At 49.8% G+C, this 16,742-nt stretch carries 20 protein-coding genes; 11 read left to right on the top strand and 9 right to left on the bottom strand.

Features of this window, described 5'->3' with window-relative positions; all coding sequences use genetic code 11:
* The first annotated feature begins 114 nt into the window (after positions 1-114).
* Positions 115-2,244, top strand: coding sequence for a DNA polymerase III subunit gamma/tau (locus tag NDA03_RS08980; protein ID WP_348237863.1), 2,130 nt, complete (start codon positions 115-117; stop codon positions 2,242-2,244).
* Positions 2,245-2,324: 80 nt separating this feature from the next.
* Here the strand turns inward: NDA03_RS08980 and NDA03_RS08975 are convergent, their stop codons facing one another.
* Both NDA03_RS08975 and NDA03_RS08970 read right to left on the bottom strand, forming a co-directional pair.
* A complete protein-coding gene (locus NDA03_RS08975; RefSeq protein ID WP_348237862.1) occupies positions 2,325-3,761 on the bottom strand; it encodes a glycosyltransferase family 2 protein in 1,437 nt (478 codons plus the stop codon).
* Complete coding sequence (locus NDA03_RS08970; protein ID WP_348237861.1) at positions 3,715-4,689, bottom strand: radical SAM protein; 975 nt, start codon at positions 4,687-4,689, stop codon at positions 3,715-3,717. Before NDA03_RS08970 ends, NDA03_RS08975 begins: the two co-directional genes overlap by 47 nt.
* Positions 4,690-5,068: 379 nt before the next feature.
* Between NDA03_RS08970 and ebsA the strand changes: the two genes are divergently transcribed.
* The 3 genes from ebsA (at position 5,069) to rbsK (ending at position 7,585) form a co-directional block, all read left to right on the top strand.
* Complete coding sequence (gene ebsA / locus NDA03_RS08965; protein WP_190425538.1) at positions 5,069-5,443, top strand: type IV pilus biogenesis protein EbsA; 375 nt, start codon at positions 5,069-5,071, stop codon at positions 5,441-5,443.
* Positions 5,444-5,469: 26 nt separating this feature from the next.
* Positions 5,470-6,561, top strand: coding sequence for a phosphotransacetylase family protein (locus NDA03_RS08960; protein WP_348237927.1), 1,092 nt, complete (start codon positions 5,470-5,472; stop codon positions 6,559-6,561).
* Between the two features lie 88 nt (positions 6,562-6,649).
* A complete protein-coding gene (gene rbsK, locus NDA03_RS08955; protein ID WP_348237860.1) occupies positions 6,650-7,585 on the top strand; it encodes a ribokinase in 936 nt (311 codons plus the stop codon).
* Between the two features lie 236 nt (positions 7,586-7,821).
* On the opposite strand, the gene NDA03_RS08950 is transcribed toward rbsK, so the two are convergent.
* From NDA03_RS08950 to NDA03_RS08940, 3 genes are all read right to left on the bottom strand, one after another.
* On the bottom strand, positions 7,822-8,253 hold the full coding sequence (locus tag NDA03_RS08950) for a nucleoside deaminase (RefSeq protein ID WP_348237859.1): 432 nt from the start codon (positions 8,251-8,253) through the stop codon (positions 7,822-7,824).
* A 141-nt stretch (positions 8,254-8,394) separates the two neighbouring features.
* Positions 8,395-10,296 (bottom strand): S9 family peptidase, encoded by a 1,902-nt coding sequence (locus tag NDA03_RS08945; RefSeq protein ID WP_348237858.1) that lies wholly within the window; start codon positions 10,294-10,296, stop codon positions 8,395-8,397.
* Between the two features lie 40 nt (positions 10,297-10,336).
* Entirely contained in the window at positions 10,337-10,537 is a 201-nt protein-coding gene (locus NDA03_RS08940) for a hypothetical protein (protein WP_348237857.1), read from the bottom strand.
* Positions 10,538-10,591: 54 nt separating this feature from the next.
* Here NDA03_RS08940 and NDA03_RS08935 point away from each other — a divergent pair, with 54 nt between their 5' ends.
* The 4 genes from NDA03_RS08935 (at position 10,592) to NDA03_RS08920 (ending at position 12,042) form a co-directional block, all read left to right on the top strand.
* On the top strand, positions 10,592-10,990 hold the full coding sequence (locus NDA03_RS08935) for a DUF433 domain-containing protein (protein ID WP_190415307.1): 399 nt from the start codon (positions 10,592-10,594) through the stop codon (positions 10,988-10,990).
* Complete coding sequence (locus tag NDA03_RS08930; protein ID WP_190415305.1) at positions 10,983-11,336, top strand: DUF5615 family PIN-like protein; 354 nt, start codon at positions 10,983-10,985, stop codon at positions 11,334-11,336. The genes NDA03_RS08935 and NDA03_RS08930 overlap by 8 nt, the downstream gene beginning before the upstream one ends.
* A 129-nt stretch (positions 11,337-11,465) precedes the next feature.
* On the top strand, positions 11,466-11,696 hold the full coding sequence (locus NDA03_RS08925; protein ID WP_190441130.1) for a CopG family transcriptional regulator: 231 nt from the start codon (positions 11,466-11,468) through the stop codon (positions 11,694-11,696).
* Complete coding sequence (locus NDA03_RS08920; protein ID WP_190441131.1) at positions 11,683-12,042, top strand: type II toxin-antitoxin system PemK/MazF family toxin; 360 nt, start codon at positions 11,683-11,685, stop codon at positions 12,040-12,042. Before NDA03_RS08925 ends, NDA03_RS08920 begins: the two co-directional genes overlap by 14 nt.
* Before the next feature lie 81 nt (positions 12,043-12,123).
* Here the strand turns inward: NDA03_RS08920 and NDA03_RS08915 are convergent, their stop codons facing one another.
* From NDA03_RS08915 to NDA03_RS08900, 4 genes are read right to left on the bottom strand one after another with little or no spacing between them, the layout of a single operon-like run.
* Complete coding sequence (locus tag NDA03_RS08915) at positions 12,124-12,576, bottom strand: HNH endonuclease signature motif containing protein (protein WP_348237856.1); 453 nt, start codon at positions 12,574-12,576, stop codon at positions 12,124-12,126.
* A gap of 2 nt (positions 12,577-12,578) precedes the next feature.
* Positions 12,579-12,857 carry a hypothetical protein gene (locus NDA03_RS08910; RefSeq protein ID WP_190415300.1) on the bottom strand — a complete coding sequence of 93 codons (279 nt, stop codon included), beginning with the start codon at positions 12,855-12,857 and terminating at the stop codon, positions 12,579-12,581.
* A gap of 35 nt (positions 12,858-12,892) precedes the next feature.
* Positions 12,893-13,216, bottom strand: coding sequence for a PIN domain-containing protein (locus tag NDA03_RS08905; protein ID WP_190441133.1), 324 nt, complete (start codon positions 13,214-13,216; stop codon positions 12,893-12,895).
* On the bottom strand, positions 13,209-13,511 hold the full coding sequence (locus NDA03_RS08900) for a hypothetical protein (protein WP_199299815.1): 303 nt from the start codon (positions 13,509-13,511) through the stop codon (positions 13,209-13,211). The genes NDA03_RS08905 and NDA03_RS08900 overlap by 8 nt, the downstream gene beginning before the upstream one ends.
* On the opposite strand from NDA03_RS08900, the gene NDA03_RS08895 reads away from it, so the two are divergent.
* The 3 genes from NDA03_RS08895 (at position 13,489) to NDA03_RS08885 (ending at position 16,612) form a co-directional block, all read left to right on the top strand.
* Positions 13,489-13,758, top strand: a complete 270-nt coding sequence (locus tag NDA03_RS08895; protein ID WP_190674102.1) for a hypothetical protein — start codon at positions 13,489-13,491, stop codon at positions 13,756-13,758. The genes NDA03_RS08900 and NDA03_RS08895 overlap by 23 nt on opposite strands.
* A complete protein-coding gene (locus NDA03_RS08890; protein WP_190441137.1) occupies positions 13,746-14,099 on the top strand; it encodes a 4a-hydroxytetrahydrobiopterin dehydratase in 354 nt (117 codons plus the stop codon). Before NDA03_RS08895 ends, NDA03_RS08890 begins: the two co-directional genes overlap by 13 nt.
* A 74-nt stretch (positions 14,100-14,173) precedes the next feature.
* A complete protein-coding gene (locus NDA03_RS08885) occupies positions 14,174-16,612 on the top strand; it encodes a PAS domain S-box protein (RefSeq protein WP_348237855.1) in 2,439 nt (812 codons plus the stop codon).
* The last annotated feature ends 130 nt before the right edge of the window (positions 16,613-16,742 follow it).

Genomic DNA, 16,742 nt, shown 5'->3' with positions numbered 1-16,742 from the left:
ACCACACCAATTCTCTAAAGACAACCAGAAGGCGATCGCATCCGGTTCGACTAGAGCAACACGTTACACTTTTATCGACACCTCTGTCGCTTATCTGTCTGACGAAACCCTGCCGTGACCTACGAACCCCTACATCACAAGTATCGCCCTCAGACGTTCGCGGATTTGGTGGGACAAGAAGCGATCGCCCACACACTCCGCAACGCCATCCGCACCGAACGGATTGCCCCCGCCTATTTATTCACGGGTTCTAGAGGAACGGGCAAAACCTCCAGCGCCCGGATTCTGGCAAAGTCGCTGAACTGTCTTCAGAATAGTCAGCCGACAGAACAACCTTGTGGTATTTGTCCTGTTTGCCAAGGCATCGCCAAAGGTTCAGCGCTGGACGTGATTGAAATCGACGCTGCGAGTAACACCGGAGTAGACAATATCCGGGAAATCATCGAACGCGCCCAATATGCCCCCGTTCAGTGCCGCTACAAAGTGTATGTGATTGACGAAGTTCATAGTCTCAGTTCAGCTGCGTTCAATGCCTTGCTGAAGACCCTAGAGGAGCCACCCAAGCACGTTGTCTTTGTCCTGGCTACTACCGACCCGCAGCGGGTGTTACCGACGATTATCTCTCGCTGTCAACGCTTTGATTTTCGCCGCATTCCCTTAGAAGCGATGGTGGAGCATCTGGGAAAGATTGCCCAGTTGGAAAACATCAACATCACTTCCGAGGCAATTACCTTGGTGTCTCAAGTGGCTCAGGGAGGCTTGCGGGATGCGGAAAGTCTGCTCGACCAGCTCAGCCTATTATCCGGTCAAGTGACGGTAGAGGCGGTCTGGGATTTGGTAGGAGCGGTGCCAGAACGAGATTTAATGGAGTTGTTGAAGGCGATCGCTCATTCCGATCCCGAAGCAGTTCTGGAAAAAGCTCGTCACCTCATGGACAGGGGCAGAGAACCGCTGATTGTCCTCCAAAATCTTGCCGCTTTCTACCGCGATTTACTGATCGCCAAAACTGCCCCCAAACGCCCGGATTTGGTAGCTTTGACTGCGCCCACTTGGACTCAGTTGTGCGAATTTGAGGATCTGGACATCCCGACAATTTTGCAGGGGCAAAAGCACCTTAAGGACAGCGAAGTTCAAATTAGAAACACGACTCAGCCGCGCCTGTGGCTAGAAGTGACGCTATTGGGATTGTTGCCATTAGCTAATAGCAGTCAGCAGCCCCAGACAACGGGCAGTATGAATCTGAGTCGCCTGCGTGTCGAGCCGCAAGAGGCAAGAGTCGATCGGGCGTCCACACCCAACACTCAACACTCAACCCCTGCCCAACCCGCTAAGCCAGTCATTGAACCCGTTCTCCCTAGTGTTCCGCAGATTCAGCCGGAAGCGCCACCAAAGACGCCCTCAGCGGCGGCACCACCACCAGAACCGAGAGAATCGACCGAACCTCCTGCGCCAGTTTCTCAGCCTGGAGAGGGTACGGATCGAGTTGTCGAACTCGATCGAGTTTGGCAACAGGTAATTAATCACGTCCAGCTATTTGGGACGCAAGAATTTTTGCGTCAACGATGTCGCTTACTAAACTTTAATGGTCGGGAAGCAATCCTGAGTGTCAGTTCAACGGGTTTGTTAAAGTTGGCCCAGACAAAATTGCCAGATGTGGAAGCAGCTTTTTCAAAAACCTTTCAATCTAAGGTAAAAGTCAGCTTTCAAGTTAGCGGGGGGGCTGAGTTGAAGTCTAATCCTTCTTCAAAGCCACCAAACTCTGAAAAGTCTGATTCTTTGGGAACATCGCCCAGTCAAAATTCCGTAGGAGCGATCGCATCTGGGACACCAACTCCTCAAGCACCGCCCGTACAGCCTTCTGGGGAAGGCAAGACAGGGAATGGCGCTAGTAACGATTTAGCACCCCCTTCAACCAGCCCGCTGCCGTCAAAGATGCCACCGCAGGCAAAGCATGAGGTGAAGAACGGCAGTTTTTCAGCTTCACGAACTCCAGCCGCTACTGCCCAACCACCCACACCGCCCGATTTAGAGTGGGACGATGAAGTCGCGATCGCTGCCAAACGCCTCGCGGACTTTTTTAAAGGGGAAATCGTCAAGCTGGCTGACGAGCGAGAGGAAAATCTGGAGACTTTAGATTTACCGTCTCTTTCCGAGATGCCGACGCGCTTGCCACTCGAAGAGATGATTGATTCTGCCGACGAGCTACTCAATGAGTGGCAAGAAGATGATGATGTAGGGTTTTAGAGTAAGAACACGGCAGTGCTGCTTCCTATTTAAAAAAAGGGACACGGTACTGCCGTGTCCCTTTTTTTAAAACTCAAAACTTAAAACTCAAAACTTTCCTCGCTATTGCCTTGATGCACCGTTTTAATCCATTTCAGCCGCTTCGGTCGCACGGACATCCGGGCGGTAGTAGCCGCGATGATTACCATCCAGTGCAACATATAAAGGACACCCCGTAAGGTTTGCAACAGGGTGACGAAAAAGACCGATGCAGTCAATTTCTCTTCTTTATGGGTGCGGCGCAGACCGACGAACATCCCCATCAGAAACAGAATGAACGTCATTCCGGTGATGGGGCTGAGAATCGGCAGACGATTCCGCGCGATCGCCATCAGGCAGTCGGGCACCGCAGCGGCGGGGAGAATATACTGGGTGAGCAAAAACGAGAACGCATCAATGCTTTTGAGGGTGCCCATCCGGTTTGAAACCAGGAGACGCCAGTAGTCCAGATAGCGCTGGAATCCACCTTCTGCCCATCGATTGCGCTGATGCCACAGTGCCTTAGCACTGGTGACGCCTTCCTCATATACGGGGGGAAAGATCAGAAATTCGATATCCCACCGATCCAGGTGTAAGCGGATCGTTAAATCCAAGTCGTCCGTGATGGTTTCCTCATTCCACCCACCGCAATGCTCCAAGGCAGCTCTGCGGACAAATTGACCGTTGCCTCGAAGTTCCCCGATGCCGCCAATGGCAATGCGCTGCTCCTGGAAATAGGAGTCCAGTGCCATTTCTGCCATCTGACCGCGAGTCCAGAAATTCAGCGATGGGTTCGCGATCGCTTTTCGCATCTGCACGGCTCCCACCTGTTGCCGCTCAAAACTTGGGCAAACCCGACGCAGCATATCTGGTGGCACTTGGGCGTCGGCATCAAATACCCCGACAATTTCTCCTCGCGTCAGGGACAACACTTGATTCAGCGCTCCCGATTTGCCGCCAACCCCATTCGCACCTCGGCGCAGGACTTTTAACTGGCGATATTCCTTCGCCAGATGCTCTAACACGAGGGGGGTTCGATCGGTGCTGTGGTCGTCAATCACCCAAACTTCATACCGATCTACTGGGTAGTCCTGATTACACAGCATTTTCACCAGGTTGCCAATAACAGCTTCCTCATTTTTAGCTGCCACCAGTAGGGAAACAGAAGGCCATTGGTCTTTTGTTGCTTCCGACAACGGCTCTGGGACTGGTCGGGGTCGCGCGAATACGACGCGGAACGCTTGAATCACCAACAGTCCGGTCAGTCCTAGGACTAACCACGAACCCCAAACAAACAGATGTAGGGCAATGATGCTGCCCCAAATCACCGTTAAGGCGAACGCCGCTTTGCGTCGGCGTCCTGCCAGTCCCTGAAAAAAGTCGCTCTCAAATTCTTCTGTAGAAACTTCATTGATTGCGTCTCTACATTCAGACAACAGAGAATCGAGCGGTTCAAGCTCGTTGTAAGAATCTTTTTCGGGCCAGGAATTCTCCGGCATAGGTTACTTGATTCAACCACCAATACTTATCTACACCCATAAAGAAGCTGGGGATCAGGTAACACCATACCGTACATCCTTCGCACACGGACAGCTTGCCCTGAGATTGGCGGTAGGATTCCACTTCCTCTGACTGGCGATAGAGGTCGTAAAGCTTACCGTTAATGGGAACGCCGGTTTGGGCAAAGTGATAGCAAGGTAGGAGTAGCTTGTCGTCGGGAGAAATCGCAATTACTGCATCTACCGCTTTACAGCGGGGATTTTTCGTATCATTCCCCCCAGCTTCAATGAACGCCAGTGCAGCCTTATTGTATCCGACATTCTTATATTTCTTGGCGGCGGCTTGAATTGCTGCCACCATGTCTGGGGTGGGATTCTTGTTGGAATTGTAGTGGTCGTGGGCGGTGAAAGCTGGGTTGAGCCATACCCGGACACCTAGGCGTAGACCGAGTTCTGCGACTTCGTTGATGTGCTGATAATTTTGGGCGGTAACGGTGTGGTTGAGAACGGGTTGTTCGCCGAGTTCTTGCGCGATCGCGACCGACTCAACCAGGGTGTCAAAAATTTTCACTCCCCGCGAATGGTCGTGGGTTTCAGCATCTGCACCATCTAGCGAGAAATTCAAGAAGTCAACTAACCCTTGAATTTCTTTGGCTTTTTTCGGGTAAAGAATTGTATTCGTCGTCATGCTGGTCCAAAATCCCTGCTTTTTGGCTTCAGCGTAAATCTGACCAACATCTGCACGTAGCAGGGGTTCGCCACCCGTAAAGTCTATGTACTTCAGACCCAAGCGGCGCAAGTCCTTTAAGTTGTGTTGAATCGTAGCAAAGTCAGCTTCTTGGGGTGGCTCTAATGCCCAGATGTTACAAAAATGACATCTGGCGTTGCAGCGATAAGTTAAGTAGTAATTAGCAACTAAAGGAGGCATAGATTTCTCGCGTGAATAATTCCCTAACTTTATTCAGTCAGCGTAAACTAATCGGCAACAGATAGGAAGTTTTACTCAGAAATCGGGGAAAAGGGGAAAAAAATTCGCTACAAAGGGAAAAAAGGGGAAGGAAAACGAAAATTTCTCTACTACTCTTTCCTGCTCTTTCTCCCTCCCACATAGTCCTTAATTCCTTTAATGAATGAATTTATCCTGGGGAGGACGCGGGAACCTGTATATTAAGGTAGAATCACCATTAGCTCCACCGTCCAAGGCTAGAACTCTAAGCTATTGTGTTCCCAATCGGCTGTCAGAGCGCAGAAAATTAGGGACAACGCCCTACTGCCAGTCAGACGGAAATTGAGGAAGATTTAAGACAATGTCAATTGACCAACTTCAGCCTGCAAACCAAGGGGATGTCAGTGTCTACATGCCCTACTACCAGGGCAATAAGCGGAATATGTTGCCCTTGGCAATTAGCCTGTATCAAAAAGGGTCTTTAGAAGGGAATCGCAAAATAGAAGGCGGCGATAGCATTCCTTTTGTTGCCACCTGGTATGTGTCTAGGCTCCCATTGGATTTGACCCGTTGTCGGTTGCAGTTTGATGGAAATGCGGAACTGAGTTACGAAGTGATGATGGCAAATTCAGAGTTAGTCGATTTTTTAATCGACGTAATTATGAATTTCAAGCGCACTCGCACAATCGACTTTTCCCACACGTTCTATCGTAAGCTGCTACGAGCAGATGGTTGAACACTGTAGAAATGAGGAGTGAGGGTGTGCCAAAAGCGGCTAAATATTTGCTTATCGGGTCAACAGAAGCTTACAGTGGCAAGTCAGCAACGATCTTGGGGATTGCCCATCAGCTGAAAGAAAAGGGGCTGGATATCGCCTATGGGAAACCGCTGGGCACCTGTTTAAGTGAATCGCAAACAGATGCGATGGAGGAGGATGTTCGGTTACTCGCTCAGGTATTGAAGTTACCAGAAAACCGAATCAGACCGACTCTGCTGTCTCTGGATGAAGAGACGATTCAAAGACGCCTTTCTGGAGAAGACCAGACGGATTACCGTCTGTCTCTGGAGCAGTATCGACGGGTGCCTGGTGCCCCAATGGTTTTATTAGAAGGGCCAGGAACTTTGGAAGAAGGCAGCTTATTCGACTTGTCTCTGGGACAGGTTGCTGACGCTGTTGATGCGGCTGTTTTACTGGTGGCTCGTTTTCACTCGGTTCTATTGGTGGATGCGCTGTTGTCAGCCAAAAAGCGGCTGGGCGATCGCTTAACGGGTGTTTTGATAAACGATATTCCCGCAGCTAATCTGGAAGCCGCTGAGACGCTCGTACGACCTTTTCTAGAGCGGCAGGGGATTCCTGTGTTGGGAATGTTGCCAAGAAGCGAGTTGCTGCGGAGTGTCAGCGTTCGGGAACTGGTCAGCCAGTTGAAAGCAGAAGTTCTGTGCCGTCCAGATCGATTGGATTTAATGGTACAGAGCTTGACAATTGGCGCAATGAATGTAAATTCAGCGCTGAAGTATTTCCGCAAGGGAACGAACATGGCGGTGGTGACGGGAGGCGATCGCACGGATATCCAGCTAGCCGCCTTGGAAACTTCCACCCAGTGCCTGATCTTGACTGGACAATTGCCGCCACAACATTTTATCCTCAGCCGCGCTGAAGATTTAGAGATTCCGATTTTGTCGGTTGACCTGGATACGCTGACAGCTGTAGGAATTATTGACCGTGCCTTTGGTCAAGTGCGGCTCCACGAACCGATTAAGGTCGAGTGCGTTCGCCAGATGATGGCTGAAAACTTCGATATTGAGCGGTTAATGGCGACTTTGGGTTTAGAACCGGCGGTTACGGTGCAGTGAGCGAGTCCAAAGCGTGGTGAATGTTGAGTTCTGAGTTAGGAATCCCTTTAATTCAAAACTCAAAATTCAAAACTTTCAAGAGCGACCAATGACCAAAGTTATTGTCTTCGGCAGCATCAACATGGATCTCGTGACGCGATCGCCCCGATTGCCAGTTGCTGGTGAAACGCTGCTGGGTCATGACTTTTTTACCGCTGCGGGTGGGAAAGGGGCGAATCAAGCGGTAGCAGTGGCGCGGCTGGGAATTCCGACTCAGCTGGTTGGGCGTCTGGGTGCCGACAATTTTGGAAGCGAACTCCTCGCCAATCTTCAAGCGTCTGGTGTCGAGACTGGGGCTGTCTTGGTGGATGAGGCGGCTCATTCTGGCGTCGCCGCGATCGCTGTGGGTGCGAGGGGAGAAAATCACATTATCATCGTCCCCGGTGCCAATGGGCGCGTGAACGATGAGGATGTGGGACGCCTTAGCGATTTGTTACCCGGTGCTGCTGCATTGCTCCTTCAGTTCGAGATTCCGATGCCAGCCGTTGTAGCCGCGGCTAGGGCAGCCCGACAAGCCGGTGTCCAGGTGATTCTCGATCCCGCACCTGCTATCGAGATGGGAGATTTTGCGTCTGTTTTATATCCGTTGGTTGACATTATCACCCCCAACGAAATTGAGGCGGGGCAATTGGTGGGTTTTGCGGTGGATGGGCAAGAAACCGCTGCCAAAGCAGCCGCAGCTTTACGTCAACAGGGCGTCGGTACTGCAATTGTGAAACTAGGCGATCGGGGTGTCTTCTGTGCCACACCGGAGGAAACATTCTTCGTCCCCGCTTTTCCCGTTCAGACAGTTGACACCGTTGCGGCTGGGGATGCGTTTAATGGGGGATTGGCAGCAGCTTTGGCTTCTGGGCGTCCTCTGCGGGAGGCAGTAGTCTGGGGTGCTGCGGCTGGCGCGATTTCGGCAACCATTACCGGTGCCCAACCCTCTCTGCCCGATAGAGAGACGTTCGACACATTTCTCAGAAACAGAGGGATTCTATAGTTGAGTGGAAAAAGGGAAGGATATTCAGTATATTTTTATGATTAATCCCGTATTTGGTAACGATAATTCCGCCTTTTCAAGGTATATTTAAATAATAGAAATCCGTTTTCAATAAATATTGAAGCTTAGTTCTTCCTTATCAAGTTTATTATATCGAAAAAAAACAAATAACTTCTAGAGGGTAAAACAAAAAGTTTTCCCTGATTATTTAAATTTAAAAGCTATTTTATGGGAAATTACTTGCCAATATCCTCATTCCATAACTGGGGATTATTCTGGATGAAATCGCTCATCAACTGCTTGCAATCATCCAGGTTTAAATCAATCACTTCAACGCCATGAGATTCCATGAATTCCTTGGCACCAGAAAAAGTTGCAGATTCACCGGCGATGACTTTTCTAATTCCAAATTGGACAACAGCACCCGCACAGAGATAACAAGGCATCAAGGTAGAATATAGCGTTGTATCTTTGTAGCTGCCGATTCTGCCAGCATTGCGTAAGCAATCGATTTCTGCATGGGTAACGGGGTCATTGTCTTGGACGCGCTTATTATGTCCTCTACCGACAATTTGCCCATCTTTAACCAGAACTGAACCAATGGGAATTCCCCCCTCCCTGAGTCCCTGTTTAGCTTCGGCGATCGCATCTGTCATAAAGTCGTCCATAACAGTCTAATTGTCAACAATTTAGTTTGTTTTAGAATACTGCTTTTCTGTGCAAAAGGTTCGGTTTTCAACGCAAAGGTACGCGCAGAGGTACGCAAAGTTTAGACTTTCTTTGCGTACCTTGATTGGTGAGGATGGGGACTATGGGTTTAGTACGCCGGAATGTCCGGGGATGTCTCCTAGCGGTTCACAGCGTCCACCCAAGTATTTAGAGAGAAACTCTTCTGCGATCGCGTAAAAGTGCAATCGGTTTTCGGGACGGGCGAAACCGTGTCCTTCGTCGGTGTAAAGGGCGTATTCTACAGGCTTATTTGCCTTTTGCATCGCCTCGACGATTTGTTCGCTTTCCGCCTGCTTCACCCGTGGATCGTTGGCACCTTGGGCGATTAACAAGGGTTTGGTAATGCGATCAACGAAAAATAAGGGCGATCGCGACTTGAGGAATTCTTCTTCCGTCTCCAAGTTGCCAACCCGATAGTAGAAGTTCGCCTTCAGCGGTTCCCAGTAGGGTGGGATACTTTGCATCAGCGTAATCAGGTTACTGGGGCCAACAATATCCACACCGCAGGCAAACACATCCGGAGTGAAAGTTAATCCCACTAGCGTCGCGTAACCGCCGTAAGAACCGCCCATAATGGCAATCTTTTGCGGGTCGGAGATGCCTTGTTGCACCAACCAGTTGACAGCATCAATGAGATCGTCGTGCATTTTCGCCGCCCATTCCCGGTTGCCAGCGTTGACAAAGGCTTTGCCATAGCCGGTGGAACCCCGGAAATTCACTTGCAGCACCGCGTAACCCCGGTTTGCCAACCACTGCGCTTGCGGATCGTAACCCCAAGTATCTCGCGCCCAAGGGCCACCGTGAACCAGCAACACGGTTGGTAAATTTTGGGCGGTGATTCCCACAGGTGTTGTCAGGTAGCCGTGAATCGTCAAGCCGTCTTGGGCTTGGTAAGAAATCGGTTGCATGGATGCCAGCGACAACCCTTCGAGTGTGGGTTTGTTGCTGAACAGGAGAGTGCTGGTCTTGGAATCTCGATTATAGGCGTAGTAGTAGACCGGACCGTCATCGGTGAGGAAAGCGACTAGCCAATTTTTGTCAGCCAGGTCACGGGAGGAGATGCCGAACTCTCCGGGACGAATTTGGGCGATCGCTTCAAAATCTGCGGCGATACTTTGGTCAAGTACCTGCCATTCTTGTTTCTCTTTGTAGAAGGAAACTGCTTGGATAACTCGCGTAATTGGGTGAATGACGATGCCGCCCAAATCGTATTGCGGATCTTCGGCAATTACGGTTTCTTCGCGGCTAGCGACATCCAAAGCAATCAGGCGACTGGCGTTGGCATCGTGACTGCCGCTGATATAAAGCGTTTTCCCATCTTCCGAGAAGCTGACGGCACCGCCTTCATCATCTGGCCCCCAGTGACGCAGCGTTTCCCAATCACCTTGGCTTGTTTCCCGGAATAATAGGTCAGAACCCCCGTCAGGCGTGGCAGCGGTAGCGGCACGTACCTGGAATTGGGCGTCTACTGTCCAGCTAACGACATTGCCTGGGTTTTCAGCGTATAAGTCAACCGCACCGTTAGCCAGGTTGATGCGGTAAACGTCAAACTTTTGCAAGTCCTTCAAGTTCATCCCCACCAGCACTTGATCGGGGAACTTGGGGTCAAGATCCACTGGCTGTGCTTTCACCCCTTGGAATGGCGTTAAGTCCCGGACAATATTGGAGTGAATATTGACTGCATAGAGGTGAAAGTTCTCGTCGCCATCTGAGTCTTGCATATACATCAGCTGGTCGGCGTTATAAGTCCAGAAGAAAATCCGGATACCGCGCTTCTTATCGGCGGTGAGTTGGCGGTCGTCTTCCTGTCCGACTGTCCGCAACCACACCTGCAAGACATTCTTCTCGTCGGGGGCGATGTACGCCAGATACTTACCATCCGGTGAAAGTCGCGGACTGGTGCGTTCTGGGTTGCCGAAAAGAATCTCGCGGGGAATCAGCGGCGGTAGTTGGGTTGCCGATCGCTCAATAGTTGATTGCATTTTTACCTCTTACTACTCGATCTCCTTATTCTTACTTTGCTCATAGAACTCGCGAATCCCCCAGTATGGTTAACCGACCCGATAAAGCGCGAACTGACAAGTCAGCGCAAGCTATCGCGTTTCTTTTGTTGGGGAGAATGCGATCGCTTTGGCTGTGACGGGGCGAGGATGCGATCGTGTGCCGATACAAATTAGGATAGCCAAACAGTTGTCTTGACGACGCTTGTGGATTAAATGACATATCATACGACGTAATATATGATGTGTATAATATTGGCACGCTGAGGAAGAATCAATGGCACGTTACTCCTTGAACTTACCGACTCAGTTAAAGCAAGATGCCGAAAAATATGCAGCTTCCCAAGGTATTTCGCTAAATCAATTCATTTTGTGGGCTGTGGCAGAGAAGGTAGGGGCGCTAAGCCAGCAACTCGACGATCCGGCATTTCCTGAAATTACATACCGTCGCGGCGCTAGCGGTCAGCCAATGCCTTTTCTGCGCGGGACTGGCTTGCGCGTGCAGACAGTGGTAGTTGCTGCGAAACTTTGGGGTTTATCCCCGAAGGAGATTGCTGCTGAGTATGGGTTGAGTGAGGCTCAGGTGAAGCAGGCTCTAGCTTACTTTGGAGCGCACGCGGCGGAAATAGAGATGGCGATCGCATCTGAAGAAACTCTTGAAGCGGCAAATGTCTAAACCGCTGTTGCACCTTGATGCCGATACATCTATTAAAGCCCTACATCAAGCCTTAATTTCTCGCGGTCACGATGTCACCCGAACACCAACTGATTGGATGCCTTTAGATGCCAGCGATGAGGCTCAGTTATTAGGGGCTACGGCACAAGGACGGTGTATCTTTACCTTTAACATCCGCGATTTTTTGATTTTAGCCGAATACCCCCAACATGGGGGCATTATCCTGGCGGCTCAAAGCAGTTGGACACTCTCGGATTTAATTGCTGCTCTAGATCGCCTGCTGTCAGAGACACACGCATCTGAGTGGATCGGGCAAGTACGCTGGCTGAACCAGTGGCGAACATAAGCGATCGCACTTTGTCTTGGGGAAGGATGCGATTTACTGAGTTTGATCTGTTCGCTGCACACACGATGCCTAAAATGAACTGGGAGAATTTTGAGTATGATGAAATTACCATACCCATAACTCATACTGATGCAGAAAGTCACAATCTCTTTAGAAGATGACATCCTGCGATTTGTAGATCGGCAGGCAAAAGGCAACCGCAGCGCCTATATTAACGATTTGCTGGCAGAACACCGCCGTCGTATTTGGGAGGCACAAATGATTACCGCCCTCCAACAGGATGCTAAAGATCCAGAGTACCAAGCTGAAATTGCAGCTTGGGATAGTGCAGCTGGGGATGGCATGAATGCCAGCGAGTAATTTAACTTATCGGCGGGGAGAAATCCGTTGGGTCACACTCGATCCAACCGTAGGGGCTGAGGCGCAAAAAACCCGCGCTTGCTTGATTGTGCAAAATGACATTATGAACCAGTATGGACTTCTGACAATTGTGATGCCATTTCGACCGGGAAATAAAGAAGCCCCCTACGTTGTAAATGTCAAAGCAACACCCTCCAATGGATTAGACCAAGACCGTTTTATTGATGTCGGGCAAATTCGTGCTGTCGATCATCGTCGCATTTTGGGTTTATTGGGTGTCCTGGAGGAAGAATACTGGGAACAGATTCGCTTTAGTTTAAATATTGTTTTAGGGTTTGCGATCTAAAAGTGTCAAGGAATTAGAGAAAAAATTAGAAGAATGCGATCGCGCTCATTATGTTGGGAAGAATGCGATCGCGTTTATCATTTACTCAGCTTGCTGAATTGGATCGCCTATTGGTGGATGCCGCCCAATTGCTCGATCGGCGGCACGAATATTTATAACCCATTCGCGATTTAATCCTAATGCAAGGACTGTAGCCTTACCAGTGGGTGTTATACCGACGATTGAGAGTACATCACCAGACCAAATGAAATGCTCCTTCCAGATATCTTGTCTGGGGTTAAACAGCAGAACTTGTGCATCAAACTGAGGATCTATCGCTGTTATTTTATCGGCTTTTCTTCGATTGCAATGGAAACAAGCTAAAGCCAAGTTTTCGATAGTATCCACTCCGCCTTGAGCAATTGGAATTACATGATCTACTGTGAATTGCACGTATTGCCATTGTTCTGATGCGTGACAATATTCGCACAAACTACTGGCTCGCTGACGTACCTGCTGCCGAACAACTTCGCTTATTTTACGATGAGGAGGCAAATTTATAGATATCCTTGATTTTGAGCTAGAAAAAGATTCCGAACAGTGCGATTAAGAAAACTCAGATAATCATCAATTTCTTCGTAGCTATCAAGTTCTTGTTCTTCTGCTTTACTAAGAGGGGAATCTTTTTGTTTAGACAATAACTCTTCTATTCGAGTTTGCACAAAACTTGAAGCCCGAAAAATAGGTACTCCTTCTTCCAGTTCGATTCGGACAGCACCTTCTACTGGCAGGCTATTGGGTAGGCTACGAAGTTGTGGAGGAAGAGGTATTGTCATTTGGATTCAAAAACACTTTGATGGTTTGATTATAGCTAGCGGTAAGCTTTATTTGCCACTACAGCAGCAGCCAAAATTGGTGCATCTTTTGCTTCGATAATAGCTGTCCATTGAGCCGATTCTTGTAAGGGTGGGTTAGGTCGAATTTCAGGAGCGATAGCAGTCAGAAGTTGTGCAAAAATTGGTTGGGCAGCGGGTAATTTTTTGCGAAGGTTGCGCTCGCACTCATCTAATACTTGCTGGGAGATGACCAGCTTAAATAAGCCTATTTCAGCCATTGTTAGTACAGCACGGCTGGCTCCACTGCGAGACCCTGCTCCAGCAATTAAAATACTTGAGTCAGCAAAGACTCTACGCATCTTGTTGCTTTTGCCAGATTGCTTCCCGTTCTGCGTGTATTCCTTCTAGCAATTCAGTCAAGCCTACGCCTTCATCTTCCATGAGGGCTATGATTTTATCGGCTAGTTGGGGAACTTGGGGCTGTTTGGGGGTAAGCAAGACTATATTGCCTACTTGCAACAGCGTCAGCATATCTCCTTCGGTTAAGTTGAGCTTATCTTGCACCATCTGGGGAACGGTAATTTCCCCCCCTTCCCGCAAACGAATCGGAAATTCTCTGATCTCTACGTCCGTGTCTTGTGAACTTGGTGTCACGGTTTTAACCTGTAATGGGTATCAGATTTTCTTATTTTACAAGTGCTGGCTGGAGGAGATGCGATCGCGTTTTGCTGTGGAGGTGGAAGAGTGCGATCGCGTCGTTCCTCTCCCTGCAACCCAGGCGAGATCGCTCCCACCCATCCTTCCCATGCAAAATCCGCATTATGGCAGACGTGGGAAAAACAACACTTGGGTAAAATCGGACAACTTAAGTGCCGAAAATAGGGAAATATGGCAAATCTGACACAAGAAAAGTGTATTGCCTGTCATAAGGATGCGCCACGCGTCACTGAGGCGGATATCGCAGAACTGAAACCAGAGATTCCAGATTGGAACATTGTGGAAGAGGAGGGAGAATCGCGGCTGAAGCGCACCTACAAGTTTGCAGATTTTCAGACAGCGCTAGCGTTCACCAATAAAGTGGGCGAAGCGGCGGAAGCGGAAGGGCATCACCCGGCGTTGCTGACGGAGTGGGGTAAGGTGACGGTAAGTTGGTGGACTCACGCGATTTCTGGTTTGCACCGGAACGACTTTATAATGGCGGCAAAGACAGATCGGATTGCGCCGGCATTTACTCAAAAGTAAGCTGCTGAAACGTTTGCAGCCTGGGCAAACAGTCGGGCATCTTGAGCTGGTCGTACTGAGAAGAAGACTTGAGGATGAGTGAGACGGAGTTAGAAGCGGCACAGCGAGACGCTGAGGCATCAACAACAGCGCTAGCTGTTAGCATTAGCGAAGCGGCTGAGCAGGAAGTAGCGGCACGAAGTGCAGCAGAGGCACATCGGCGCTTTGTCGAGCTAGTGCAAGGACTAGATGCGATTGTCTGGGAAATGGACGCCGTGACGTGGAAATTCACGTTTGTTAGCGATCGCGCTCAAGATATTCTCGGCTATCCGATCGGTCAGTGGTTAGATGAGCCGACGTTTTGGCAGGATTGCTTGCTGCATCCGGAAGACCGCGACTGGTGCGTTAATTTTTGCGTGAGTGCAACCAATCAAGCAAAAGACCACGAATTCCAGTATCGCGCGATCGCATCGGATGGTCGCCTCGTCTGGCTCAAAGATGTGGTGCGCGTGGTCTGCGATGAACAAGGTTGCCCCAAGCTGCTGCGCGGCGTAATGGTCGATATCACCAAGGAGAAGGAAGCTGAGGAAAAAACTCAGCTTCTATTGCGCGAACAGGCAGCACGAATCGAGGTGGAAACGGTGCAAGAAGCACTCCGCAAGAGTGAAGAACGCTACCGTTCGCTTGTGGAAGCCACAGCTCAAATTATCTGGGACACCAAAGCTGAGGGAGAATTTGTCACTCCACAGCCGGGTTGGAGTGCGTTTACCGGGCAATCCTACGAACAGCTAAAAGGCTGGGGGTGGCTCAATGCCGTTCACCCAGATGACCAAGCGCATACCGTGCAAGAGTGGTCGAATGCGGTTGCCAATGGCACCCTTTACCAAATCGAGCATCGTCTGCGGCGTTCCGACGGGATTTATAAATATATGAGCGTGCGAGCCGTCCCCGTATTTGAAGCGGACGGCAGCATTCGGGAATGGATTGGCGTTCACACCGATATTAGCGATCGCAAAAGTGCCGAGGAAGCGCTTAAACAGAGCGAACACCGCTATGCCCAGATTCTCGATTCCGTGCAGGATATGGTGTTCTGCAAGGCTCCCGGCTCAGTTGTGGTGTATGCCAACAAAGCTGCCTGCGAATATTATGGAATGACCCTTGAGCAGCTGCACGGCATCACGGATGTCCCCTACAATCAACTCGATTACACTCAGCAGTACCTGCAAGACGATCTGCAAGTCTTCACAACAGGTCAGCCAATCGAGGTTCTGGAAGAGCCGAATGTCCGCGCTGACGGCGAAACTCGCTTCTTCCACACGATTAAATCCCCAATTTTCGATACCAATGGCAACGTTGTGGAGATTGTAGGGGTTTCTCGCGACATCAGCGAACGCAAGCAAGAGCGGGAGATTCGCGATCGCGCTTTAGCCGAAGCCCAAGCAGCCCGTGCTGAACTACAGCGAGTCTTCATGCAAGCACCGGCGGCAATTGCCATCACCCGTGGCTCGAACCATGTCACGGAAACAGTGAACCCACTGTATATGCAGATTGTGGAAAAGCGGGATATCGTTGGTAAACCCGTGCGCGAGGCGTTCTGGGACTTGCAAGGGCAAGGCTTTTTCGAGTTGTTAGACCAGGTTTATACCAGTGGCGAACCTTTTGTCGGCAATGAGATGCGGGCGATGTTCGACCGCAACAGCGATGGCATTCTAGAAGAGAGTTTTTGGAATTTCGTCTACCAACCCTTAGTAGATGCCAATGGTAAAGTCAACGGCATTATGACGCACGCCGTGGAAGTGACCGAACAAGTGCGATCGCGTCAGGAAATTGAGAAGAAGGCGGAAGAACTGGTTCAAATGACCCAAGCACTAGAGCGCAGTAACCGGGATTTAGACCAATTTGCTTACATTGCATCTCATGACTTGAAAGCACCTTTAAGAGCGATCGCTACGCTTTCAGAATGGATTGAAGAAGACCTCGCAGATAAACTGACTGAAGACTCCCGCGAACATCTGAATTTATTGCGGGGACGAGTTCACCGTATGGAAGCTTTAATTAACGGCATTCTGCAATATTCGCGGGCGGGTAGGGTGCAACAACAGATAGAGGCAGTGAATGTCTCCTCCTTGCTCTCGGAAGTCATTGAATTGCTCGATCCGCCGCCGGAAGTTGCGATTGTTGTAGAGTCTATGCCAACGTTGCAAACCGAACGGGTGCCACTACAGCAGGTATTTATGAATTTGATCGGCAACGCCATCAAGTACGCAAAGCGCTCGGATGTGTGTATTCAGGTCACTGTTCGGGAACTGCCAAAATACTACGAGTTCTCGGTCGCTGATAACGGGCAAGGAATCGAACCCGAATATCATCAGAAGATTTGGGGCATTTTCCAAAGGCTGGAAGCGAGGGACAAAGTTGAAGGCACTGGCATCGGTCTATCGGTGGTTAAGAAAATCGTCGAAAGTCGCGGTGGACGGGTGTGGGTGGAGTCCGCAGCAGGCGCTGGAGCAACGTTCCGATTCACTTGGAGCTAATTGAAAGCCATCACATAATACTAAGTTGCGTTCTAATGTAAAATTTAATTTATCAGAATGGATGTCAATAAATTGGGTTGATAGCAAATGAGTAGAGTAAGTATTGCGGCTCCTCACTTAAGTGCCCAAG

It is taken from the genome of Trichocoleus sp. Lan (assembly GCF_039961855.1).
Lineage (GTDB): Bacteria > Cyanobacteriota > Cyanobacteriia > Cyanobacteriales > FACHB-T130 > FACHB-T130.
The sequence above is the reverse complement of the archived record's forward strand: the minus strand, read 5'-3'. Positions and strand labels throughout refer to the sequence as shown.

Bases quoted from the DNA above. Each gene is read 5' to 3' on its own strand.
- NDA03_RS08975 (WP_348237862.1), bottom strand. From the start codon at position 3,761: ATGCCGGAGAATTCCTGGCCCGAAAAAGATTCTTACAACGAGCTTGAA.
- NDA03_RS08970 (WP_348237861.1), bottom strand. From the start codon at position 4,689: ATGCCTCCTTTAGTTGCTAATTACTACTTAACTTATCGCTGCAACGCC.
- ebsA (WP_190425538.1), top strand. From the start codon at position 5,069: ATGTCAATTGACCAACTTCAGCCTGCAAACCAAGGGGATGTCAGTGTC.
- rbsK (WP_348237860.1), top strand. From the start codon at position 6,650: ATGACCAAAGTTATTGTCTTCGGCAGCATCAACATGGATCTCGTGACG.
- NDA03_RS08950 (WP_348237859.1), bottom strand. From the start codon at position 8,253: ATGGACGACTTTATGACAGATGCGATCGCCGAAGCTAAACAGGGACTC.
- NDA03_RS08945 (WP_348237858.1), bottom strand. From the start codon at position 10,296: ATGCAATCAACTATTGAGCGATCGGCAACCCAACTACCGCCGCTGATT.
- NDA03_RS08940 (WP_348237857.1), bottom strand. From the start codon at position 10,537: ATGTCATTTAATCCACAAGCGTCGTCAAGACAACTGTTTGGCTATCCT.
- NDA03_RS08935 (WP_190415307.1), top strand. From the start codon at position 10,592: ATGGCACGTTACTCCTTGAACTTACCGACTCAGTTAAAGCAAGATGCC.
- NDA03_RS08930 (WP_190415305.1), top strand. From the start codon at position 10,983: ATGTCTAAACCGCTGTTGCACCTTGATGCCGATACATCTATTAAAGCC.
- NDA03_RS08925 (WP_190441130.1), top strand. From the start codon at position 11,466: ATGCAGAAAGTCACAATCTCTTTAGAAGATGACATCCTGCGATTTGTA.
- NDA03_RS08920 (WP_190441131.1), top strand. From the start codon at position 11,683: ATGCCAGCGAGTAATTTAACTTATCGGCGGGGAGAAATCCGTTGGGTC.
- NDA03_RS08910 (WP_190415300.1), bottom strand. From the start codon at position 12,857: ATGACAATACCTCTTCCTCCACAACTTCGTAGCCTACCCAATAGCCTG.
- NDA03_RS08905 (WP_190441133.1), bottom strand. From the start codon at position 13,216: ATGCGTAGAGTCTTTGCTGACTCAAGTATTTTAATTGCTGGAGCAGGG.
- NDA03_RS08890 (WP_190441137.1), top strand. From the start codon at position 13,746: ATGGCAAATCTGACACAAGAAAAGTGTATTGCCTGTCATAAGGATGCG.
- NDA03_RS08885 (WP_348237855.1), top strand. From the start codon at position 14,174: ATGAGTGAGACGGAGTTAGAAGCGGCACAGCGAGACGCTGAGGCATCA.